Origin of the sequence: Haliea sp. (assembly GCF_041395985.1) — a bacterium.
GTDB lineage: Bacteria > Pseudomonadota > Gammaproteobacteria > Pseudomonadales > Halieaceae > Haliea.
In genome coordinates this window covers 41132-64394 of sequence record NZ_JAWKZJ010000004.1, presented here as the reverse complement: position 1 = coordinate 64394, position 23263 = coordinate 41132, and the positions used below count along the sequence as shown (strand labels likewise).

At 63.1% G+C, this 23263-nt stretch carries 17 protein-coding genes; 8 read left to right on the top strand and 9 right to left on the bottom strand.

What is annotated here, in order from left to right; all coding sequences use genetic code 11:
• Window positions 1-81: 81 nt before the first annotated feature.
• Window positions 82-984 carry a hydrogen peroxide-inducible genes activator gene (locus R3E49_RS08850; RefSeq protein ID WP_371294708.1) on the bottom strand — a complete coding sequence of 301 codons (903 nt, stop codon included), beginning with the start codon at window positions 982-984 and terminating at the stop codon, window positions 82-84.
• Between the two features lie 126 nt (window positions 985-1110).
• Here R3E49_RS08850 and R3E49_RS08845 point away from each other — a divergent pair, with 126 nt between their 5' ends.
• From R3E49_RS08845 to R3E49_RS08835, 3 genes are all read left to right on the top strand, one after another.
• On the top strand, window positions 1111-1530 hold the full coding sequence (locus R3E49_RS08845; RefSeq protein ID WP_290743769.1) for a rubrerythrin family protein: 420 nt from the start codon (window positions 1111-1113) through the stop codon (window positions 1528-1530).
• Window positions 1531-1637: 107 nt separating this feature from the next.
• The gene (locus R3E49_RS08840) at window positions 1638-2960 is read left to right on the top strand and encodes a heterodisulfide reductase-related iron-sulfur binding cluster (RefSeq protein ID WP_371294707.1); all 1323 of its coding nucleotides are present in this window, start codon (window positions 1638-1640) and stop codon (window positions 2958-2960) included.
• Window positions 2961-2976: 16 nt separating this feature from the next.
• Window positions 2977-3576, top strand: a complete 600-nt coding sequence (locus R3E49_RS08835; RefSeq protein ID WP_371294706.1) for a DUF3501 family protein — start codon at window positions 2977-2979, stop codon at window positions 3574-3576.
• Between the two features lie 12 nt (window positions 3577-3588).
• Here R3E49_RS08835 and hrpB read toward each other — a convergent pair whose 3' ends face one another.
• Complete coding sequence (hrpB, locus tag R3E49_RS08830; protein ID WP_371294705.1) at window positions 3589-6159, bottom strand: ATP-dependent helicase HrpB; 2571 nt, start codon at window positions 6157-6159, stop codon at window positions 3589-3591.
• 268 nt (window positions 6160-6427) lie between these two features.
• On the opposite strand from hrpB, the gene R3E49_RS08825 reads away from it, so the two are divergent.
• Window positions 6428-7216, top strand: coding sequence for a lysophospholipid acyltransferase family protein (locus tag R3E49_RS08825; protein WP_371294704.1), 789 nt, complete (start codon window positions 6428-6430; stop codon window positions 7214-7216).
• 4 nt (window positions 7217-7220) lie between these two features.
• Here the strand turns inward: R3E49_RS08825 and R3E49_RS08820 are convergent, their stop codons facing one another.
• Window positions 7221-8960 (bottom strand): DUF885 family protein, encoded by a 1740-nt coding sequence (locus R3E49_RS08820; protein ID WP_371294703.1) that lies wholly within the window; start codon window positions 8958-8960, stop codon window positions 7221-7223.
• A gap of 139 nt (window positions 8961-9099) precedes the next feature.
• Between R3E49_RS08820 and ptsP the strand changes: the two genes are divergently transcribed.
• Together ptsP and R3E49_RS08810 are read left to right on the top strand one after the other, a co-directional pair.
• Window positions 9100-11343, top strand: a complete 2244-nt coding sequence (gene ptsP, locus R3E49_RS08815; protein ID WP_371294702.1) for a phosphoenolpyruvate--protein phosphotransferase — start codon at window positions 9100-9102, stop codon at window positions 11341-11343.
• A 36-nt stretch (window positions 11344-11379) separates the two neighbouring features.
• Window positions 11380-12261, top strand: a complete 882-nt coding sequence (locus tag R3E49_RS08810) for a lysophospholipid acyltransferase family protein (protein WP_371294701.1) — start codon at window positions 11380-11382, stop codon at window positions 12259-12261.
• 6 nt (window positions 12262-12267) lie between these two features.
• Here R3E49_RS08810 and R3E49_RS08805 read toward each other — a convergent pair whose 3' ends face one another.
• Together R3E49_RS08805 and R3E49_RS08800 are read right to left on the bottom strand one after the other, a co-directional pair.
• On the bottom strand, window positions 12268-13629 hold the full coding sequence (locus tag R3E49_RS08805) for an MATE family efflux transporter (RefSeq protein ID WP_371294700.1): 1362 nt from the start codon (window positions 13627-13629) through the stop codon (window positions 12268-12270).
• A gap of 214 nt (window positions 13630-13843) precedes the next feature.
• Complete coding sequence (locus R3E49_RS08800) at window positions 13844-14368, bottom strand: peroxiredoxin (RefSeq protein WP_371294699.1); 525 nt, start codon at window positions 14366-14368, stop codon at window positions 13844-13846.
• A gap of 132 nt (window positions 14369-14500) precedes the next feature.
• Between R3E49_RS08800 and R3E49_RS08795 the strand changes: the two genes are divergently transcribed.
• Window positions 14501-17737 (top strand): amidohydrolase family protein, encoded by a 3237-nt coding sequence (locus R3E49_RS08795; protein WP_371294698.1) that lies wholly within the window; start codon window positions 14501-14503, stop codon window positions 17735-17737.
• A gap of 8 nt (window positions 17738-17745) precedes the next feature.
• On the opposite strand, the gene R3E49_RS08790 is transcribed toward R3E49_RS08795, so the two are convergent.
• Both R3E49_RS08790 and R3E49_RS08785 read right to left on the bottom strand, forming a co-directional pair.
• Complete coding sequence (locus R3E49_RS08790) at window positions 17746-19152, bottom strand: DUF3482 domain-containing protein (protein ID WP_371294697.1); 1407 nt, start codon at window positions 19150-19152, stop codon at window positions 17746-17748.
• Window positions 19149-20579 carry a DUF2868 domain-containing protein gene (locus R3E49_RS08785; RefSeq protein ID WP_371294696.1) on the bottom strand — a complete coding sequence of 477 codons (1431 nt, stop codon included), beginning with the start codon at window positions 20577-20579 and terminating at the stop codon, window positions 19149-19151. Before R3E49_RS08785 ends, R3E49_RS08790 begins: the two co-directional genes overlap by 4 nt.
• A gap of 43 nt (window positions 20580-20622) precedes the next feature.
• On the opposite strand from R3E49_RS08785, the gene R3E49_RS08780 reads away from it, so the two are divergent.
• On the top strand, window positions 20623-21501 hold the full coding sequence (locus R3E49_RS08780; protein WP_371294695.1) for a helix-turn-helix transcriptional regulator: 879 nt from the start codon (window positions 20623-20625) through the stop codon (window positions 21499-21501).
• Between the two features lie 13 nt (window positions 21502-21514).
• Here R3E49_RS08780 and R3E49_RS08775 read toward each other — a convergent pair whose 3' ends face one another.
• Together R3E49_RS08775 and R3E49_RS08770 are read right to left on the bottom strand one after the other, a co-directional pair.
• Entirely contained in the window at window positions 21515-22495 is a 981-nt protein-coding gene (locus tag R3E49_RS08775) for an NAD(P)H-quinone oxidoreductase (RefSeq protein WP_371294694.1), read from the bottom strand.
• 19 nt (window positions 22496-22514) lie between these two features.
• Window positions 22515-23261, bottom strand: coding sequence for a slipin family protein (locus R3E49_RS08770; RefSeq protein WP_371294693.1), 747 nt, complete (start codon window positions 23259-23261; stop codon window positions 22515-22517).
• Window positions 23262-23263 lie beyond the last annotated feature (2 nt).

Here is a 23263-nt window from a genome sequence, read left to right as displayed (position 1 = left end):
CCACTCCGGAATCGGCACAGATTGCGCTGGCGCCAGATTGCCAGGAGACAACCCGCACGAGCGGGACTGCAGGGCTGCCGGCTAGACGGCATGGCAACTCTGTACAAAATCCCCCAGCATCCTGAACTCTGCCCGTCGGGGCGTCTTGCGCCGCCACATGAGGCCAATGCTGCGCGCCACGTTGCGCTCGCTGAATTCACTGATACACACATTGGTCCCCGACAGGATGTGCGCATCCAGCGCCATCCGCGGCAACAGCGTGATACCGATGCCATTGGCGACCATTTGCACGATGGTGTTGAGGCTGGTTGCCTGGTACGGCACGGACACATCAGAATCGCGCAGCTTGCAGGCCTCCAGCGCATGCTCGCGCAGGCAGTGGCCATCTTCCAGCAGCAACAGGCCCTCCCCCTTTAATTGCGCGGTGCGCACGACAGGCTGACTGGCCAGTTCGTGGCTGGGCGGGCTGGCCAGCAGAAACTCGTCGCTGAACAGTGTCATGGTTTCCACCCCGTCTGCCGGAAACGGCAACGCCAACAGCAGTACATCAAGCTCCCCGTGGTGCAGCGCCGTCAGCAGGTGCTGGCTGAGATCCTCACGAATGAACAGCTGAAAGGCCGGGTACTGCTCGCGTAACCGGTTCAGCAGGCGAGGCAGGATAAACGGCGCTACCGTGGGAATAACCCCCAGGCGCATCTTGCCGGAGAAGGGCTCCGACGCCGCATCGCACAAGGTGACAAGGTCCTCGACTTCACGCAGCAGATCCTGACTGCGGCGCACCACGTCTTCGCCCAGCGCAGTCAGCAACACCTGCCTGTTGTTGCGCTCTACCAGAGAGACGCCCAGCGTATCCTCCAGCTCGAGAATGCCGGCACTGAGCGTGGACTGGCTGACATGGCAGGCCTTGGCGGCATGGCCGAAATGGGCGTGTTCCGCAACTGCACACAAATAGCGCAGTTGCTTCAATGTAGGTTGTCTGCTCATAACTCCTCAATCGTTTTTATCGATCAGATTTAACCATTTTTTCAACTAGACGAATAGCACCCGATCGCTTAGCTTAACCCTACCGCACCTCTGTGCCGGCACATAATCGTCAACAGGAGAAACACCATGTCCTTGAAAGGCAGTCAAACAGAACAAAACCTTAAAGATGCGTTTGCAGGTGAATCCCAGGCCAATCGCCGTTATCTGTACTTTGCGGCCAAAGCGGACGTAGAAGGCTACAACGATGTGGCTGCGGTATTCCGCTCCACCGCAGAGGGTGAAACCGGCCACGCCCACGGCCACCTCGAGTACCTCGAAGAAACCGGTGACCCGGCGACTGGCCTGCCGATTGGCGCCACCGCCGACAACCTCAAGGCAGCCATTGCCGGCGAAACGCACGAGTACACCGATATGTACCCGGGCATGGCCAAAACGGCGCGTGATGAAGGCTTTGATGAAATTGCAGACTGGATGGAAACCCTGGCCAAGGCCGAACGCAGCCACGCCAACCGTTTCCAGAAAGCGCTGGATTCGCTGGACGCCTGAACCGGTCGCCGGCTACTGCCGGCACCACCGTAGCTGTACCTGAAAACGGGTTCGTGGCTCCCCTGCGAACCCGTTTTTTTTGATAGCCCGCACATGAGGAACTCGCCGTGAGAGAAGGAAGCCTGGAAGCCCCAACACGACACCCGGTTGAATGGCGCTCAGATGATTTCTGGGATCAGGAGAAACTCGACGCCGAACTCGAGCGTGTGTATGACATTTGCCACGGCTGCCGGCGCTGTGTCAGCCTCTGCGACAGCTTCCCTACCCTGTTCGATCTTGTCGACGAATCGGAAACCATGGAAGTGGACGGCGTTGCGAAGTCCGATTATCACAACGTGGTCGAGCAGTGTTACCTCTGTGACCTCTGCTACATGACCAAGTGCCCCTACGTGCCGCCGCACGAGTGGGCGGTAGACTTCCCGCACCTCATGCTGCGTGCGAAAGCGGTGCATTTCCGCAAGGAGGGCGCGCGTCTGCGGGACCGGGTTCTGACCAGTACCGACCGCACCTTTGGCCTGGCGACAATTCCGCTGGTCGACATCACGGTGAATGCGCTGAACAGGAACGGTACCTTCCGCAAGGCACTTGAATCGGGTTTTGGCATTCACCACGAGGCACCGGTACCGACCTTCAGTAGCAATACACTGCGCAAGCGGGTCAAGCCGCTGGTGCGCAACCTCGAGCCCAAAGCCGTGGGGGAAACCACCGGCAAGGTCGCGCTCTACGCCACCTGCTACGGCAATTACAACAGTCCGGAAATCGGCGAGGATTTCGTCAAGGTCTTCCAGCACAATGGCATTCACATCGATATCGTGCCCAAGGAAAAGTGCTGCGGCATGCCCAAGCTGGAGCTCGGCGACCTGGATGCGGTCGAGACGCTGAAGAAGGCCAATATACCGGTGTTGGCAAAACTGGTTGATGAAGGCTACGACCTGATCGCACCGATTCCCTCCTGCGTCCTGATGTACAAACAGGAGCTACCCCTGCTGTTCCCCGAGGATCCCGATGTGCAGAAGGTCAGGGAGGCGTTCTACGACCCCTTCGAATACCTTTGGCTGCGCCACAAAGGCGGCGCCCTGCAGACTGAATTCCCCAACGCAATGGGTGATATCGCCTACCAGGTGGCCTGCCACCAGCGTGTGCAGAACATCGGCCTGAAAACCCGCGATGTCCTGCAGCTGGTCCCCGGCACCGCCGTCACCGCCCAGGAGCGCTGCTCCGGTCATGACGGCACCTATGCCATCAAACAGGAAACCCGCGACAAGTCGGTTAAAATTGCGCGGCCCGTAGTGCGCAAGGTGGACCAGCAGGACCCCGACCACTTCATGAGCGATTGCCCGATGGCGGCCACGCACATTGCCAACCTGTCGGAAAAAGTCGACAGGGCGGAACACCCCATGACGCTGTTGCGCATGGCCTACGGCCTGTAATCACAAGGAGCCCCCCATGAGCCATTTAACCCGCGCCGACCTCTGGTCGCTGGAGCAGTACGCAGAGGAGCGCCCCCGTTTTCGCAGCCAGGTGCTGGAGCACAAGAAAAAGCGTCAGCTGGCACTCGGAGAGCACGCCCGCCTCTATTTCGAGGATGCACTGACCATCAAATACCAGATCCAGGAAATGCTGCGCATCGAAAAAGTCTTCGAGGCGGCAGGCATCAATGAAGAACTGGACGCCTATAATCCGTTGATTCCCGACGGGCACAACTGGAAAGCGACCTTCATGATCGAATACAGCGACCCAGCGGAGCGAGCCCGGCGTCTCGCCGAAATGATCGGGATTGAGGACAAGGTATGGTTGCAGGTGGGCAACGGAGAACGCGTGTATGCGATTGCCGATGAGGACCTCGATCGCAGCAATGAGGTAAAGACCTCCTCGGTGCATTTCATGCGCTTTGAGTTGACCCCGGACATGATCACAGCCGCCAAGCAGGGAGAACCGATCCAGGCCGGCATTGATCACCCTGCCTACCCGGTCGGGGCTTTTGAAATCGACAGCGTAATACGCGACTCCCTGACCGCCGACCTGGAGAGCAGCGCGGTTCACTGAACCCGCCGGCATTTACCCGCCCGGCGCGCGATTGCGTGTCTGCCGGGTGGCAACCGCGGTCAATGGGTCATCAGGCCAGGGGTGCTTGGGATAGCGCCCCTTCATCTCTTTCCTCACCTCCGGATAGACATTGCGCCAGAAGGTGGCGAGGTCCTGAGTCACCTGTAGTGGGCGCCGGGCCGGCGACAACAGCTGCAGCTGCAGCGGTTGCAGCCCATTGGCGATCCGGGGGGTTTCCTCACAGCCGAACATCTCCTGCAATTTCACGGCCAACACCGGGGTGTCGCCGGTGTAATCAATCCGTACGTGGCACCCCGAGGGCACTTCGATCTGCTCAGGTGCCAGACGCTCCAGTTCCCGTGGCAGGGGCCAGGGCAACAGCGCGGCGAGGATGCTGCGCAGGTCGAGCCGGGCGAAATCGGTTGCCCGCGTGATGCTCCCCAGGTGCGGCAGCAGCCACGTCTCCAGCGTCGCCAGAAGTGCAGCGTCATCCAGGGCGGGCCACGACGCATCCGGGCCATGAGGCAGCAACCGTCGCAACAGATTGATCCGGGCGCGCCATTGTTGCAACCAGGGTGTCCAGGGCAATACGCCCAGCCCGCGCCTGCGCAGCAGCGCGAGCAGCGCCGCGTTGCGAGCACCCTGCGGCACGCTGGCGAGCGGCTGTCGCGACAGCAGCAATCGACCCACTTGCCGCCTGCGCTCGGCGACAAACCGGTCGCGACGCTCATCCCATTCTGCGCGATCCAGCTCACGTGCCAGAGGGGCCAGCACGTCGTCAAATCGCGCAGCATTGAGTGCCGCCGCTGCGTAAATACGGTCGTCGGACTGCCCCTTGACACCCCCGAGGTCCGCCACTGCCAGCCACCGGGAACCTGCCAGTGGATCGTCATCTGCCAGACTGGCGCTGCGACCGTTGGCCAGTTGAAACCGCCCCGGGCCGACGCCCTCACGGGCACAGGCCACACGTTCCGGCCAGGCCAGCGCAATGAGTACCGCCAACTGCTCCTCTACGGGCAGCGGCCACTCGCCTTCGGCTGACAGGCCCCCAGGCGGCGCCTTCAGCAACGTGTTTGCCAGGTCGCTGTAACGCCGGGCCTGCTGCCAGGTGCGCCGGTGCCACTCGCACAGTGGGCCCCGCCCCGGGGTTTCACCCTGCAGGCAGGCGAGCGCCGGCCCCAGATCCACCCCGTCACCAGAGAAAGGGTTGCGTTCGGCGAGCAGCGCTGCAAGCAACGCCGCTGTCTCGCCCGCGCCCATCGTCAGGCCACGCAACAACATATGTCCCAGCCGCGGGTGCAGAGGCAGACTGGCGAGTTGCACACCGTGTTGGGTCAGCTGCCACTGACCCGATGTACGGGGAAATGCCGCCTCGCAGCGCTGCAACACATCCAGCGCCTGTTGCCAGTGTGCCGCGGGGGGCACCTCAAGCCAGGCCAGTTCCTCCGGAGATGCAACCCCCCAGGCCAGCAGTTGCAGCGCGAGCGGTGCCAGATCCGACTGCAGCAACTCCGGCACACGCTGCTCCTGCAGGGCAGCGTGCTGCGCCGGACTGTACAGCCGATAGCAATAGCCCGGCGCCAGGCGCCCGGCCCGTCCGGCTCGCTGCGCAGCGGAGGCCTGAGAAATGCGCCGCGTGGTCAGGCGGGTGGTGCCACTGGCAGCATCGAACAGCGCCTGGCGTTCCAGGCCAGTGTCGATGACAGTCGTGACACCCTCTATGGTCAGGCTGGTTTCTGCGATATTGGTTGCCAGCACCACCTTGCGCTGCCCCCGCTCGCAAGGTGCAATGGCGGCCTGCTGCTGCGCCAGCGAAAGACTGCCGTAGAGGGGCAGAATGCGCGTATCCGCCGCGGTGTCCGCAAGCCGGCGGTGCACCCGCTGGATTTCCGCCTGCCCGGGGAGAAACACCAGCACGCTGCCATCCCGCTTCGCCAGCGCGTGCTGTACGGCGCTTGCCACAGCGTTGTCGATCGGCTCGGCGAGGGAAAGACCGGGCCCGTATTCGATCTCGACCGGATACTGTCGACCCCGCGATTGCAACACACAGGGATTCCGCAGCAAGTCTGCCACCGGCACGCCTTGCAGGGTGGCAGACATCACCGCGATTCGCAGCAGATCGTCCTCGCGAAACAGCTCGCGACTCTGCAACGCGAGGGCCAGGCCCAGTTCCGCGTCGAGATTACGCTCATGAAACTCATCGAAGATCAGCAGACCCACACCGGTCAGCCCCGGGTCGCCCTGTAACCGTCGGGCGAGCACACCCTCGGTCACCACTTCGATACGGGTGCGGGCGCTGACCCGACTCTCGAGGCGCATGCGATACCCCACCTGTAGGCCTACTGCTTCTCCCAGCAGATCTGCCATGCGCGCCGCTGCCGCCCGTGTGGCTACCCGGCGCGGCTGCACCAGCAGAATCGATCGCCCCGCCAGCCATGCCTCGGCGAGGAGTGCCAGCGGCACCAGCGTGGTCTTCCCCGCACCGGGAGGGGCCTCCAGTACCACATCACGACCCGCGGCCAGCGCCTCACGCAGCGCTGGCAGTACGTCGGTAACGGGCAATGAGGGCAACTCTGACGGCATGCGGCCATGGTAGCGGAGAGCGCGGGGTGGGCCAATGTTGGTGCGCCGCGATGAAGCCACGCACAGCATTGGTGCAAGCCGGGGCCTGCAGGGGACCGGAACTTGCCGTCCGAGGCAGTGGGCGGGACTGCTGCGGGCTGTTGTCACGCGGCTGTCACGCTGCACGCGCAGGATTGCACACAGGTGGCAGGGTTATTGCTGCAAGAAACCCGGACACCCGGCGGGCCTCCGCCAGCCGCAACGATCGGTTCACCACGGGAGATGCTGGATGATGCAGACACAGGTCCTGGAAGAACAGCAGAGGCACCCCGCAGACTATCCCACCCTGCCGGATCTTGAATCAGTATTGCGTACAGTACTCACTGGCCAGGCCGTTGCCGCCACCTCGCTGCTGGGCATGCTTGGCGCGCGACTGGGGGGATCGCCACGAAGCAATGCCAATCGCATCACCCAGTTGCTGGGGGATCTCGGCTGCGGTTTCGCGGGTCTGGAGCTGGACATCAACGGTCCGGAACACCTGCGGCAGTCCGGGCCCGTGATCTATGTGTTCAATCACCAGAGTCTGCTGGACGCGATGATTCTGGCCCGTCTCCTGCGGCGTGACGTGGTGCCCTTCTGCAAGCAGGAAATGGCCAGGAAGCCGCTGTTGGGGGCCCTGCTGGCGAGGGCCGGCACGATTTTCGTTGACCGGGCGGCGCAGGATCAGTCGGCGGTGCTGCAGGCGGCACAGGCGGTGCTGGCCGATGGACGATCTCTGGTCATTGCGCCGGAAGGCACCCGCAGCGCCTCGGGAACGCTGCAACCGTTCCGCCACGGCGCGTTTTTCCTGGCGAAAAAGGCCCGCGTGCCCATTGTGCCCATTGTCCTGCACAATGTGCATGACGCCCTCCCCAAAGGCGGCCTGCTATTGCGACCGGCGACGGTAAGGGTGTCAGTACTGCCACCGGTTGCACACGATGCCGAGCGCAACGTGCGAGGGCTGTGCGAACAGGTGGAAAACCGCTATCGCAGGCGCCTCGGCCAGCCACCAAGGGCACGGCTCAGCAGCTCGGACTGAATCATCAGCCGCGCTGCTCCAGAAGCCAGTCATCCATGCGTCGCTCCAGCGCGTCCAGTGGAATCGCCCCTGCACCGAGCAGGTGGTCGTGGAAGGCACGAATATCAAAATCCTCACCCAACGCCTGCTCTGCGCGCTGGCGAATCTCCAGAATCTTGAGCTGACCGATCTTGTAGGCCAGCGCCTGCCCCGGCCAACCGATATAGCGATCAATTTCATTGACAATATCGGCCTCACTCTTGCCTGCATTGGCCTTGAAATAATCGATGGCCTGTTCCCGGCTCCAGTCAAAATAGTGAATGCCGGTATCGACGACCAGCCGCACGGCACGCCACATATCGTAGGTGAGCTGGCCGTAGCGCGAGTAAGGATCTGTATACAGCCCCATCTGGTAGCCCAGGCGTTCGGAGTACAGGCCCCAGCCCTCGATAAACGCCGTCTCGCCACCTGTGGTGCGGAACATGGGCAGGCCTTCAAGCTCCTGCGCCAGTGCAATCTGCAGATGGTGTCCGGGCACAGCCTCGTGCACAGACAACACTTCCATTTCGTATTTGGGCCGCACCTCGGGACGGTAGAGGTTCACGTAATAGTAACCGGCCTGCGTGCCATTGGCCGCGGGTCGGCTGTAGTACGCCGTGGTGGTATCAGGTGCGATGGTGTCCGGAATCGGGCGCACGCCATAGGGCATGCGCGGCAGCTTGCCGAACAGCTTCACCAACTCCGGATCGAGGCGCTTGGAAATGGCCAGGTACCCTTCAAAAAGCGCTTCCGGCGTCTCGTAGTAGAAGCGGGGATCAGAGCGCAGGAAAGCGTTGAAGGCCTGCAGGTCACCGTCGAACCCCACGCTCGCCTTCACTTGCTCCATTTCAGCCAGCAGACGCGCCACCTCCGCCTTGCCCACTGCGTGAATGGCTTCAGGCGTCATATCCGTGGTGGTGAAATAACCCGCCAGAAACCGGTACAGCGCCTTGCCTTTGGGCAGGCTGCCGATGCCCGGCTGTTCACGACAGGCGGGCAGGTAGGTAGCGGTAAGGAACGCCCGGAATTCGGCAAGCGCCGGGTTCAACTCGCGATCAATGACCTCCATAGCGCGGCTCTGCAGCGCGGCCCACTGTGATTCCGACATGCCCTCGGGCGCAGTGCGAAACGGCTTGTAGAATGGACTCTCGGCCGGCTCACCCGCGAGCAGGCGGTCGATCTGGGCGGGGACACGCTGCATGACCACACGCGCCTGGGTACGCTGCTGTGCGATTCCCTCCTCAAGCAGTTCGCGGTATTGCGCCAGCAGGGCAGGCATGCGCTGCAGGCGCTGCAGCCAGTCCTGATAATCACGTTCGCTGCTGAAGCGGATACGCTCCTGCAGCGAGTGCAGGTGCTGCGGACCCGAGCGCATGTTGATGGGGATCAGGTGAAGGCCCAGCCTGTACTCACTGCGCTCACTCTGCAGGCGCCGCAGGAGCATGGCGTAGCTCAATTGCGCCTGCTCACCGAGCGCGTCCGCGTCAATCGCCTCCAGCTGTGCCAGGAATTCCGCGCGGCGCGTGTCGCGCTCTGCGTGGGCAGCGAGGCTCATGTCGCCCCAGCGATCGTTGGCACCCGAATCACCGAGGTGGGTACGCAGTTGGGGGGACTGTTCCAGGGTCCAGGCCCAGTGCTCCTCAACGAGCGCGTCGAACTCCTCCGCCGGCGAGGCGACAGCCAGGTAGGCGGCCAGCATCAGCAGGCCAAACAGGGTAGATCTCATGTTGGTCTCCAATCCAGAACCGGATTCAGTCCGGCGAGGCTCACAGTTTACGCTTGTAGACTGGTCACGATCGGGCACTATAGCGGATACTGGGGTCACGTGCTTCAACCCCCCAACAAAGGCACCGGATCGCCCATCAATGAATACGCTGCAGGAACTGACCCGCATTGTGCAAGCCGCTGCCCAGGCGGACCAGACTGAAGATCAGGTCAAGCTGATTGTCGAAGCCATTCACCGCGCCATTGCCGTGGACGTGTGCAGTCTTTACATCGCCGCGACGGATGGCGCCATGGTGCTGGTGGCCAGTCACGGTCTCGACCAACAGGCGGTCGGTTACAGCCGTCTGCCCGCCGGTCGCGGACTCGTTGGCCGCGTGGCACAGACCCGACACCCGATCAACGTCGCGGAAGCGGCCTCCCACCCGGATTTTTGCTACCTGGCCGAGACCCGCGAGGACGAGTTCATCAGCTTTTGCGGGGTACCTGTGGTCAGGGCTGGCGCCGTCATAGGCGTGCTGGTGGTGCAATCCCGCGAGGGCCGCCTGATGTCCGCAGATGAGCAGGCCTTCCTGGTAACCCTGTCGACCCAGTTGGCGCTTGTGTTGCCTCCAGAGCCCCTTGCCGTACACACCCCGTCCAACGCCGTACGCCGGGTCCGCGGGGTCAAGGGCGCGCCGGGGACCGGCATCGGCAGCGCCTGGCTGTGCGAGAATGTCGACCTCTACGCAGTACCTGACCGCCCCTGCGAGGACCCCGCTGCTGCGATCAGCGAGTGGCACCAACTGCTGTCGACCGTGAGCCAGGACGTGGAAAACGAGCGCAGGGCGCTGGGAGAGCAACTTTCCGACGGTGTCAGCGCGGTGTTTACAGCCTACCAGATGCTGCTCAATGACCCCGGGCTGCGAGTCGGGGTGGAACAGGCCATCGCCGCAGGGCAGTGGCTGCCCGGCGCGTTGCGGCAGGTCGTGCACCACTACGCGGAGGTATTCCTGGCCATGGAGGACCCCTATCTGCGCGCCCGCAACGAGGACCTGCATCACCTGGGCAACAAGCTCTACCAGTCCTGGGCCGGGGCCAGCGGCAACCTGCCCGCGGATGACCACGGCCCCATCGTACTGGTCGGCGCCAAGGTCAGCGTGTCGGATATTGCCGCCTGCGACCCGGTGCGGCTGGCCGGTATTGTCTGCTACGAGGGGTCAAGCCTGTCCCACACGGCGGTACTTGCCAACGCGCTGGGTGTGCCCGCCGTGATGGGCACCGGCAAACTGAAAAACATCGAAGACGGCAGCCCGCTGATCGTGGACGGCAATACAGGGCAGGTTATTCTCTACCCCAGCCCGTCGATTCGCCTGGAGTTCGAGCGGCTGCAGCGCGCTGAACAGGCGCTGAAGGGAGAACTCGCCAGCCTGAGAGATGAGCCGGCGACAACGACGGATGGTGAGCGCGTGCGCCTCATGGCCAATACCGGCCTGCTGGCGGATATCTCCCCCGGGCTCGCCAACGGCGCGGAAGGGATCGGGCTGTACCGCACCGAGATGCCCTTCATGATCAGCGAAACCTTTCCCTCTGAGGAGGAGCAGCTGCAGATCTACCGCCAGGTTCTGCAGGCCTACCACGGCCGACCGGTGTATATGCGCATTCTCGACATTGGTGGCGACAAGCCACTGCCCTACTTCCCGATCCACGAGGAGAACCCGGCTCTGGGCTGGCGCGGCATCCGCTTCTGCCTCGACAACAGCTCGCTGCTGATGACCCAGGTCCGCGCCATGCTGCGTGCCGCAGAGGGCACTGCGGACCTGCACATTCTGCTGCCCATGGTCAGCAACAGTGGAGAAATCGCCGCCTTCAAGGGCGTGCTGGACGATGCGCTGCAGCAGCTTCAGGACGAGGGCGTGAACACGCGGCGACCCCGGGTGGGCATCATGGTTGAAGTGCCCGCGGCGATCTCGCTGTTGCCGGCCTGGGCAGGCAGGCTGGATTTTATCTCGATCGGCTCCAACGATCTCAGCCAGTACCTGCTGGCACTGGACCGCAACAATCCCAGGGTGGCCGGTGCCTACGACCACATCCACCCGGCAGTGCTGCAGGAAATCGCCCGCATCACCGCCGCCGCGAACGCTGGCGGGCTGCCCCTCAGTCTGTGCGGCGAAATGGCGGCCGATCCCGCCGCCGTGGTCTTTCTACTGGGTATCGGCATTCGCACCCTGAGCATGAGTGCATCGAAGCTGCCCAGAATCAAGTGGCTGCTGCGCTCAATGTCAGCGAAGGACGCCGCCGGGCTCGCACAGCAGGCGCTCGCCCTGGACAACAGCGCCGACATCCGCGCCCTCCTGGAAGGGGCTCTGCAACAGCGCGGGCTCGGGCGCCTGCTGGGCAGTGAGTGATATACTGGCTGGCCTGCCGGCACAACGGACCATCGCATGACAGCACTTGACCGGGACAATCAGCCACTGGAAGGCGAACGTCTGCAGCGACACATTGCGCAAGCCCTCGCGCTCACCGAGGTGCCGCGCAGTCGCGACCTGCAGATTGCGTATCAGATCATCAAGCGCTATTTCAGGCCTGAAGTGCGCGGTGTTGAGCGGATACCCCAGCGACCCTGCCTGTTCGTTGGCAACCACAGCCTGTTCGCACTGGATGGCATGGTTGTTGTCTCCGTACTGCAGCAGCAGTACGGACGCTTTTTGCGCCCCTTGGGTGACAAATTCCTGTTTACCCACCCGCAGATGGAGCAGGCCCTGCTGGCGCGCGGCGCCGCCATGGGTCACCCCGAGGTCTGCAGTGCCCTTATGGCCCACGGCCAGGACCTTCTGGTGTTTCCCGGAGGTGCGCATGAGGCGGTGAAGCCAAACCGACTGCGTTACCAGCTGCAATGGAAGGAGCGCTTTGGCTTCATCCGCATGGCCGCGCAATACGGCTATACCATCATGCCCTTTGGCATCGTGGGGCCGGACGAGTTCTATGACCACCTGATAGAAAGCGAGGCACTGCCGGATTCGTTACCAGGCCGGCTGTTACGCCGTGTCGGCCTGCTGACAGAAGATACGCGCAGCGACGCGCTGCCCCCCCTCGCCATCGGCGCACTGGGCACCGCGCTGCCCAAACCCCAGCGCTGCTTTCTCGGCTTCGGCCGACCCATTGACCTGGCAGCCTACGCGCGGCGGAAACCGGGCAAGGCGCAGCTGCGCAAGATTCGCGATGACGTCGCCGGCGAGATCGAACAGCAACTGCAGGCGCTGTTGCTTTTACGGGAACAGCAGCGCAGTGAAAACAGCCTGCTGCGCCGCATACTGACCCTGTAGCGTCAGTTATTCGGCCATCACGCGGGCCAGCCGGGACGGCCTGCGCCAGGTCGTACCGCGCAAGCGCAGGAGATACACCAGCGCGAGTGCCAACAGCATCGCCACAAAGCCCCACCAGCTGACCAGGGGGCCCACGCCGAGATGCTTGATCATCACATACTGGCCCAGAAGCATCAGCACGTGCAGGGTCATGGAGGTGTTCATCAGCCAGCGGGTATCCCCGGCACCACGCAACACCCCGCTGCAAACCAGAATGACCGCATCTGCCACCACATAGGTCGCCATCCCCAGCATCATGCTCGCGCCCAGTGCGACGATGGCGGTGAAATCCTGCTCCGGGGTGGCAAACACCATCATCAGCTCGTATCGGAACAGCACAAAGAACAGGGCCAGCAGCACGGAGAAGCCAAGTGCGACGGTAAAACCGGCCGCGATCACCTGGTTCGCCCGGGTCATGTCCCCCGAACCCACATAGCGCCCAATCATACTGGTGACGGCGATGTTCAGGCCTATCAACGGCACGTAGTTCAACATGTCCCAGTTGAAGACAATCGCCATTGCAGCGCCCTCGGTGATGCCATAGGACTGGAACAGCAGTAAAAAGAAATTGAAGGTGGCGGCGCCAACAAACGTCTCGAAGCCCGATGGCAGACCGAGCCGCACATAGCGCTGCAGGATTCCCCGGTCATAGTGGAAAGCCTCGGCGACGTGAAAGCGCTCACGATGGATACGGTTGAAATAAAAGGCCGCATAGATCAGCAGGCTGCATGCCGTGGCGATTACGGTGCCCAGCGCAGCGCCGCGAATACCCAACTCGGGAAAGCCAAACTTGCCGAAGATCAATACCCAGGTGAGCGGTATATTGATCAGCACGCCCAGCACATCGGTGATCATCACGACGCGGGTTTTGCCAATGCCGCAGAAATAGCCCGCCACACAGGCTTTGACCAGGGCAAAGAAGGCACCGCCCATCATCACATGATAGTACTGCCGCTCCAGTATCACCTGTTCCGGAGGATGCCCCATGGCGGCAAACAGGCCGCCCATGCCCCAGGCAATAACCACTAGCAGCGGTTGGCAGGCGAGCGCCATGATGACGCCCTGGGTGAGCACGCGCGGGCACTTCTGCAACTGACCGGAGCCGTAATACTGTGCCACCAGCGCAGTCGCGTAGGACATTACGCCAATGAACAGGGATACACTGACAAAAAATGTAACGCCGCCACCCAGGGCGGAGGCAATGTGCAGGGCGTCGATACGCGACAGAAACAGGCGATCAGTGAACACCATCAAGGCGAACGCACTCTGCGACACCACCATGGGTAGCGCCAAGCGAAGCAATTCACGTGTCTGGCCTGTGCTGAGCATTATTATCCCCGACGGCGCCCGGACTGGCCCCGCCGCCGACGCCCGCAAGCGCGGTCTACCGGAACCGGCCGCCGGTGCAGCGTCAGCGTTACATGGTGAAAAAGGCCGACATTATAGAAGCCGCTCGCGGAAGTGCCAGCTCAGTCCGGGATAAAACGACCAACGGAGGGTGCCGCGGGACGAACGGGGCCCCGCAGCACAGTGAGCGCCGGGCCTAGCGCTTGGGAATGCCCAGGGCGCCGAGGTTCGCCGCCATGTCCTGTGCGGCCGTAGCGGGGTTGATGGCGCGGTCAATTTTGAGAATGGTGCCATCAACGCCGATGTAGAACGTATGCCGCTTGGCAAAGCCCATCATGGCCAGCACGCCGTAGGCCTCCGCCACCTGCTTCTCCGGGTCACTCAGCAGCGGAAAATCGGCCTCGGTCTCCTCAGCAAACCGGCGATTCTCCTCAACCTCGTCGACACTGGCCATAAAATAGGTCACATCGTATTCCCGAATCAGGTGCCCGTTTTCAGCAAGCGACTTGCACTCCACGGTGCAGCCCGACGTAAAGGCACGCGGGTACCAGGCCAGCACCACCGCCTGTTTGCCCTTGAAGTCGGCCAGCGAATACTGTTTGCCATCGCTGCCCATCAGACTGAACGCGGGGGCGCTATCCCCGACCTGCAGTTCTTCCGCGATGGCCGGAACAGCGCAAGCCAGAGCCAGCAGCAACGCGAGGGATCGAATCAATTCCATACAAACTCCATGACTGAACGGGGCTGCATTTCACAGCAGGGAAACCACGTAGTATGGTACGCGCCTGTCGGCGGCTGGATCACTCTCTGTGTCCGGGCCGCTCTACTCAAACCACCGAATCCGGACCATGCCATGCCCATCCTGACCCGCACACTTCTTGGCCTGCTACTCGCGGGCCTGATCCCGGGCGCTACCGCCCACGCTCAAGACAGTAGCACATGGCGCGTCGACGAGCCCGATTTCTCGGCCCCGGCCACCCGCGCCGCGATCAATGTGCGCGAAGGCACGTGGATGAGCATCGACGTCTCCCCGGATGGCAGGCATATTGCCTTTGACCTGCTGGGCAACCTGTATGAAATGCCCATCAGCGGCGGGATCGCAACGCCACTGACCACGGGCTTCGCCTGGGACATGCAACCTCAATACAGCCCGGATGGCCGCCATATCGCCTTCACCTCGGATCGCACTGGCGGCGACAACCTGTGGCTGCTGGAACGCGGCAGCGGCGCACTGCAGCAACTTACCTTTGAGGACTTCCGGCTGCTTAACAGCCCCAGCTGGAGCCCGGACGGCAAGTATCTGGCGGCCCGCAAGCATTACACCACCTCCCGCTCCCTGGGGACCGGCGAAATCTGGATGTACCACGTTGGCGGCACTGCGCAGAACGCGGGGCAGATGCTGATTCCCCGCCCCAGCCCGACCTTCCAGAAAGAACAGGGCGAACCCGCTTTCAGTCCGGATGGCAAAAGCCTGTATTTCTCCCTGAACACGACACCGGGCGACACGTTTATCTATCACCAGGACAGCAATACCGAACTGTTCCAGATTCGCCGGGTTGATCTCGCCAGTGGGAATGTCAGCACTGTGGCCGGCGGCCCCGGCGGCGCGGTGCGCGCCACGCCGTCACCGGATGGCAAGCGACTCGCCTACGTCAAGCGGGTGCGCGCCCAGTCGCGGTTGTTCGTCAAAGACCTCGCCACCGGCACCGAACGCATGCTGTTCGATGGCCTCGACCTCGATATGCAGGAGACCTGGGCTGTGCACGGGCTCTACCCCACCATGGAATGGACCCCTGACAGCCGCGATATCGTGTTCTGGGCACAGGGCAAGATCTGGCGTTTGAACACGCTTGACGGCTCCCTGCTGAACATCCCCTTCGAAGTCAGGGACAGCCGTGACATCTATCCCGCCGTGCGCTTCCCGGTCGACGTGGCACCGGAGCACTTCAGCACCCGTATGGTGCGCTTCGCCACACCGTCACCGGACGGCAAGGCCATCGTTTTCGAATCGCTGGGCCGGCTGTATATCAAGCGCGGCAGCGCGGAACCCCAGCGCCTCACGGGGGACGGCGAAGGTGGTTTCGACTACGCCCCCGTGTGGAGTCCCGACGGTCGTGAAATCCTGTTCCTGCGCTGGACAGACAGCGAACTCAGCCGCATTCACCGCGTGCCGGTCCGCGGCGGCAAGGCGCGTGCCCTGGATCATCCGAAAGGCCAGTACACGGAACTGGCTATCGACGGCAGCGGCGATACCCTGGCCCTGCGCAAGCTGGCCGGCAGTGCCCTGCTCAACCCGGAGTGGTCGGTACAACCCGGCATCTACCTGGTCTCGCGCGCCACCGGCGACATGCAGTTTGTCAGCGCACGCGGTGAACACCCCCATTTTGGTCCGGATGGCCGGGTCTACGCGCAGGAACGCGCCGAAACCGCCTCGGGCCGCGGCAGCAGCACCGCGAGCACAGTGCTCATCGCCATGTCGCGCACTGGCCACGATGTACAACAGGTCGCCAGTGCCGAGCTGGCCACACGCATCCGTCTGGCCCCCGACGGTCGGCACATCGCCTTCGAAAACGGCCACCAGATGTACCTCGCAGCAGCCGCGCCCACCGCGGGCAAAACGCTGGTGCTCGATGATCCCAGGCCCGCGTTCCCCATTGTGCGCCTGAGCCGGGTCGGCGGCGACTACCTGAACTGGAACGCCGCAGGGAGCGCAGTGGTCTGGAGTACGGGCCCGACACTGAACACGGTCACCGTCGCCGATGCGATGCGTGCAGACTTCACGCCCCCCGAAAGCGGTGTGGATCTCAGCATGCGCGTGGCCAGTGCCCGCCCCGACACACGCCTCGCACTCACCAATGCACGGGTAGTCACATTGAACAGCCGGCGCGAGGTGATTGACGGTGGCACGGTGCTGCTGGACGGTAACCGCATCCGCGCCGTGGGGGATGCCAGCCTCGCAATACCGGAGGGCTTCCGCACCGTGGACCTGGGCGGCAAGACACTGCTGCCAGGTTTTATTGATATCCATGCGCACGGCCCCTACGGCCGCGCCGACATTATCCCGCAGCAGAACTGGGATCTGCTCGCGCACCTTGCACTGGGCGTTACCACGGTGCACAACCCGTCCAGCGTCGCCTCCCAGGTGTTTGCTGCCGCTGAGTATGCCCGTGCCGGGCGCATTCTCGGACCGCGGATTTTCTCCACGGCTGAAATCATCTACGGTGCGAAGTCCACCTATTATTCGCCGGTAGAGACCCTGGACGATGCCCTGGCACACGTGCGCCGGCTCAAGGCCCAGGGCGCAGTGACCGTGAAAAACTACAACCAGCCGCGTCGCGACCAGCGGCAGATGGTGATCGAAGCCTCCCGCCGCGAGGGCCTGATGCCCGTCGCCGAAGGTGGGGCCCTGTACCACATGGACATGAACCTGATCGGCGACGGTATCACCGGGGTCGAGCACAATGTCCCTGCCCTGCGCCTGTACGAGGATGTCCTGCAGTACTGGCGACAGAGCGAAGCGGGCTACACCCCCACGCTGGTGGTGACTTTCGGTGGGCTGACCTCCGAGGACTACTACTACCAGGACACGGAGGTGTGGAAACACCCCCTGCTCGCCAACTTCGTCCCGCCAGCCGTATTACAACCTCGCTCGGTGCGCAGGCCCATGGCCCCGGAAGCTGACTACCGCGATGACGACGCCGCCGCGGCCGCCAAAGGCTTGCTGGACGCCGGAATACTGGTCAACACCGGCGGACACGGCCAGCGCGAGGGCCTGGCCACGCACTGGGAAATGTGGAGTTTCGTGCGTGGTGGCTTCAGCCCGATGGAGGCACTGGCCGCAGCGACCATCAATCCGGCGCGCTACCTCGGGATGGAAGGCGACATCGGCTCACTGGAGGCGGGCAAGCTGGCAGACCTGGTCATTATTGACGGCAACCCGCTGGAGGATATCCGGCAGACAGACCGTATCAGCCACGTTGTGCTGAATGGCCGCGTCTATGCGGCGGAGTCGCTGTCCGAGGTATTTACCGGCGACAGCACGCTGCAGCCCTTTTACTGGCAAGGCAGGCCGGAATCGGCTATCCGCTGAGCGAGTGCTCAGGCGTCGCCCTGCGTCGCACCCCTGCGGGCCAGGATCCAGTCGGCCAGCGCCTGGCGCGCGGCCGCGGCGCGGCGCGGCTGGCGCAGGGACGCGAACCAGCGCGCCAGCTGGCGACGTTCGGCGTCGCTGACATCGGCCAGCAGGGCGGTATCCAGCTGCAGTGCACTGCGGTCGGCGTGTGTGCGACTGCACAGACGTTGCTGATGCAGCAGCGCCCTGCCCAGTAGCACGAAGGGAAAATTCGGGTTTCGCGAGGGCCCGTAGCTCACCAGTTTACCGCCGCTGGGAATGCCCTTGACCCTAAGCTGAGCAATCTCATCAGCATACCGCAAGGCCGCCATACCGCCAGACGCCGCGCCGAGCGCTCCACTGACCAGTGTGCCCAGGCCGCCTGTGAGCCCCGCTGTGACGCCGTCCAGGGCCATCCCCGTGCCACCGCCCAGCAATGCGCCCGCCGAGGCTGCCACCAGCGCCAGCGCTCGACGATCCAGCCCCCATAGATACCATTGCTCCACGTTGAACAGCTCTGACGCTTCCAGGTCGAGATCCAGCTCACTGCGCTGCAGACGATGATAGTGGTAGACCTCCTCCACCTGTCGACGACAGTGCCGCTCGCGAGCCTTTAGCTCATGCTGGTAGCGGCTGAACAGGAGGTCCTGCACCGGCTGCACCGGCAGCCCCTCGGGTACCCGCTGCGAGAGCTGAAACTCCAGTGCTTCGGCAATCCATTCGGTAATCAGTGCCGCAGCCTCACGGTGTTCACGCCCGCGTTCCCTGCGTAACACCTCAACCGCACGGTCCAGTGACTGCCGCCACTGCTCATCGAGGTGCCCAAACAGTACCAGCAGCTCAAGCTGTTTCTCTGCCTCGGCACGTTGCGCATTGAACAGGCGCACAGTCTGGAAATATTGCCCCAGACCGGCCTGCCACTCCGCCACATAATCTTCATTGTCGATGGGGTTGATCAACGCGAGGCTGGGGCGGCCTGTCCAGCGCAGAATTTCCATTTCCGCCTCGTAGTCGGCACCGAAAGGCACAGATCCGTCGACCACGTAAATAATCCCGGCACCAGCAACAACAGGCTGCAACAGTGCACACTCATCGTGAAACCGCGGATCGTCGCGGTGCGCGTCAACAAAGTCGCGTACTGCCCTGGGCCTGCTGGCCGCATCAGCGGCGTGTGCACGCAACCACTCCAGCACCGCACGCGCCCGCTGTATGCCGGGCGTATCCACCAGCGTGTACAGAGTCTCGCCATCGACGCGCATCGGAAACTCGCGTGCTTCGCGTGTCGAACCCGCACGCGCCTCAATCCCCACGGAATCGTCTCGCGCGAGTGTTGCCACAATACTTGACTTGCCTTTGTTGGGACGGCCCACGACCGCAAAAACCGGCAGACTCATGAGATCACCACCGGATTCAGCAGCTGCACATCCACCGCCTGAAACGGCATGGCCCGGGCAAACAGGCGCCAGTCTTCCACCTTGCGGTGCGGCAAGGGACGGCCCGGCAGCGGTACCAGGAGAACACTGCACTGTGGAATGCTGAACAGGGGCTCCAGTAGATCGGCCAGCTCCGCGACGGGTGGCTCCCAGCCCTTTACCGCAAGATAGAGCCGGTCGATATCCCCAAGCGGCAGCGCCGCCAGCGTCCGCCGGTCCGTGGCAAGATCGCTACCGGCAATACCCGCACGCTGCGCAGGTTGCCCGTCCGCGAGCTCTTCGTAGCTTGCAGGGGCCTGTTCACCGAAAGCGCCAGCCACCTCCAGCAGCAAGGCACGCGGCCACGCGACAGGCGCCGTATCAACGCCCGGCTCCGCAGCGCCGGATTTGCCCGGCCCCGTGATGGCGGCTTCAGGTGCCGCACCGGTTGCCACCAGCGGCGCCTGCATCCGTGCCAGCACGCGCTCGACACCGGGATAGCTGAGCAGGCTGGCCAGCAACTGCCGCCGGTACAGGGCGCGTGACAGGAGGTACAGCAACACGCGCGGCAACAGACTGTAAACCAGCAGGCACAGCATCAAGAAACCCCACCAGCCGCGCATGCGCTCCAACCGCTCGACGTCCAGCAGCTGCAGCGCCGCGTGATAGCGGCTACTGCTCAGCAACTCGGGCGCGATCGTGGCACTCGGAAGCAGGCTTTGCCAGGGCCAGGCAAGCGCGTCTACCAGGGCCTGCATGAACGGGTCGCTGAGCGGATAGGTGGACCCCCACACAAACCCGTAGTTGTCCACTGCCGGCAAGACGAGAAATGCCGCCGCCGCACCTGCCGCGAACAGCGCACCCAGCGCCTGGCCGTGGCGTAGAAAAAGCAGGCGCAACAGCGGCTGTGCCTCGCGCAGCGCCCGCGCATCAGGCCAGCGCCGCCGCAGAACAAAACGTATCGGTTGTACCGGCGACGCCGGGGGCACCCTGCCCCACAGCAGCTGCAACAGCACCAGCAGCGACCCCACCATCAGCAGCCCTTGCAGCCCCACGAACACCAACAACCAGAACAGCACATTGACCAGCGCATTCGCGCTGCCGAGTAACAGCCCCGCCATAGCGGCGAAACCTGCACACAGCGCCAACAGGTTGAGCAGAACCGCGGGATTGGCGCGGCTGGCCCACTCCGGCCTGCGTTGCGACTGCGGGTCCACCGACTGCAACCAGTGCTGTACCCGCTGCCAGTCATCAGCAGTCTCGACGCAGCTCCGGCCGATTTCCCGGTCGCGCTGCCGTAACTGCGCCAGCGACAGATCCCGGTCGTGCTCAAGCTGGCTGGCTAGGTGATACAAGTCACTGATGTCGGGAGAAGCGATTGCCCTGTCCTCGGTATTCGCTGGCTGCACTGCAGTGTACGATACAGGCAATTCAATCTGAACGGGAGCAGGTATGCCAGCAACACCCTCCAACCCATGGCCCATACGCTGGGACTTGCTGGTACGTTACCGCTACATTGAGACCATTGTTCTGTGGGAGGGTCGACTGACCACCCGCCACCTGTGTGAAACCTTCGGCATTGGTCGCCAGCAGGCGAGCAAGGATATCAATCGCTACATCCGTGACATCGGGCCGGGCAATCTTGTTTACGATGCGTCGCTCAAGGGTTACATGCCGGCAGCGGGGTTCAGGCCGCAAGTGACAGAGGGCGTGGCGGACGAGTACCTGCACCTGATGGCGCGCAACAACGAACTGTCAAACGTGTTCGAATCGCTGGCACTGAACGTCGCGAATATTGAGGTGCTGCGGGTACCGGTGCGCGATGTGCGCCCCGAGGTACTGCGCCCCATCATGCAGGCCGCACGTCAGCGCAAACGCCTGGAAGTGGATTACGTGTCACTGCACAACCCCAACCGCGAGGGGCGTATCATCGTGCCGCATACTCTGGTATTCACCGGGCTGCGCTGGCATGTACGTGCCTGGTGTGAAAAGAACCAGGAGTACCGCGACTTTGTGCTCAGCCGTTTCCGCGATATTCCGGAGATACTTGATGACTCGCCCCAGGGGGTCGAGAACGACCACGACTGGAACACCCACGTGACGCTGCGTATTGTGCCGGATCCAAGGCTGTCGCCTGCACAGCAGCAGGTGGTGGAGACAGATTACGGCATGCTGGAGGGCGCCCTGCACATCACCGTGCGTGGGCGGCTGGTGCCCTACGCCCTGAAGCTGTTGCACATCGACCCTGAGCCGGCCTCACTTGAAGACCCTATGGCACAGCAGATCGTGGTGGAAAACCGGGAGGCACTCAGGCCCTGGCTGTTCAGTTGATCAAAGAGCGCTTTCAGCGCACCGTGAGTATGATCTTCCCTATATGAGCGCTGCTTTCCATCAGTTCGTGGGCCGCCGCAGCGTCCTGCAGCGGGAACGTCGCCGCGATCACCGGCTGGATTTCACCCGCCTCCAGCAGCGGCCATATACGCTCACGCAACTGCGCGGCGATCTCCGCTTTCGCCTCACTTGACTGAGGGCGCAGGGTCGACGCGCTCAGGGTCAGGCGCTTCAACAACACTGGCACAAAGTTGACCGTAGCCTCGAAACCACCCTGGTAGGCGATGTTCACGATGCGACCGTCGGTCGCCGCCAGCCGCAGGTTGCGGTTGATATACTCGCCGCCAACCATGTCCAGTATGACATCCACACCGCTGCCGCCGGTCAGTTCACCGAGCACCTGCTCAAAGTCTTCACTGCGGTAGTTGACCGCGCGGGCGGCACCGAGCCGGACACAGGCCGCGCATTTCTCCTCGCTGCCCGCCGTTGCATACACGGTTGCGCCAAGGGCCCGCGCCATCTGGATTGCGCTGGTACCGATACCCGAGCTGCCACCATGCACCAACAGGCTTTCGCCGGCCTGCAGGCGCCCGCGCATGAACACGTTGGTCCACACGGTGAAAAACGTCTCGGGAAGGCCGGCAGCCGCGACAAAGTCCATACCAGCAGGCAGCGGCAGGCACTGCCCCGCCGGCGCTACAACCTGCTCTGCGTAGCCACCACCATTGGTCAGGGCACAGACGTGATCACCGACCTGCCAGCCGACAACACCGGCCCCCACCGCCGCCACGCGACCTGCCACTTCCAGGCCGGGAAGGTCTGACGCCCCTGAGGGTGGGGGGTACAGACCGAGTCGCTGCATCACGTCCGGCCGGTTGACCCCTGCCGCGACAACATCAATCAGGAGTTCGCCGGCACCCGCAACAGGGGCCTCACGACGTGTCATTTTCAATACGGCAGGTGCGCCGGGTTGACTGATTTCGATGCACTGCATGGGGCCGTGACTCCGCTGCCTAGGAGGTAAATTTCTTCATGATATCCACCGGTAGCGGGAACACAATCGTCGAACTCTTGTCACCGGCAATCTCCACCAGCGTCTGCAGGTAACGAAGCTGGATCGCGGACTCTTCAGTGGCCAGCATCTTGGCGGCTTCAGCCAGTTTCTCGGCAGCTTCGGCTTCACCCATGGCGTGGATCACCTTGGCCCGGCGTTCGCGTTCGGCCTCCGCCTGTTTCGCAATCGCCCGTACCATGGACTCGTTGAGATCCACATGTTTGATCTCGACGTTGGCCACCTTCACACCCCAGGCTTCTGTCTGCTTGTCGAGAATGGACTGAATGTCGTCGTTCAAACGATCCCGCTCGGCGAGCATGTCATCGAGATCATGCTGCCCCAGCACCGAGCGCAGCGTCGTCTGGGACAGCTGGCTTGTCGCCTCAAGGTAGTTCTCCACCTGGATGATGGCCCGCTCAGGGTCAACCACACGGAAATAGATCACAGCGTTGACCTGTACCGACACGTTGTCACGGGAAATCACGTCCTGCGTAGGCACGTCCATGACCAGGGTACGCAGGTCCACACGCACCATCTGCTGCAGCACGGGAATGATGATGATCAGGCCAGGGCCTTTCACCTTGTAGAAACGGCCCAGCATGAAAATGACACCCCGCTCATACTCGCGCAGCACCCGGAACATGGACAGCAGCAACACTATCGCGAGCACGATAACGGCGCCGGTAAACATCTCGATCTCGAACATCA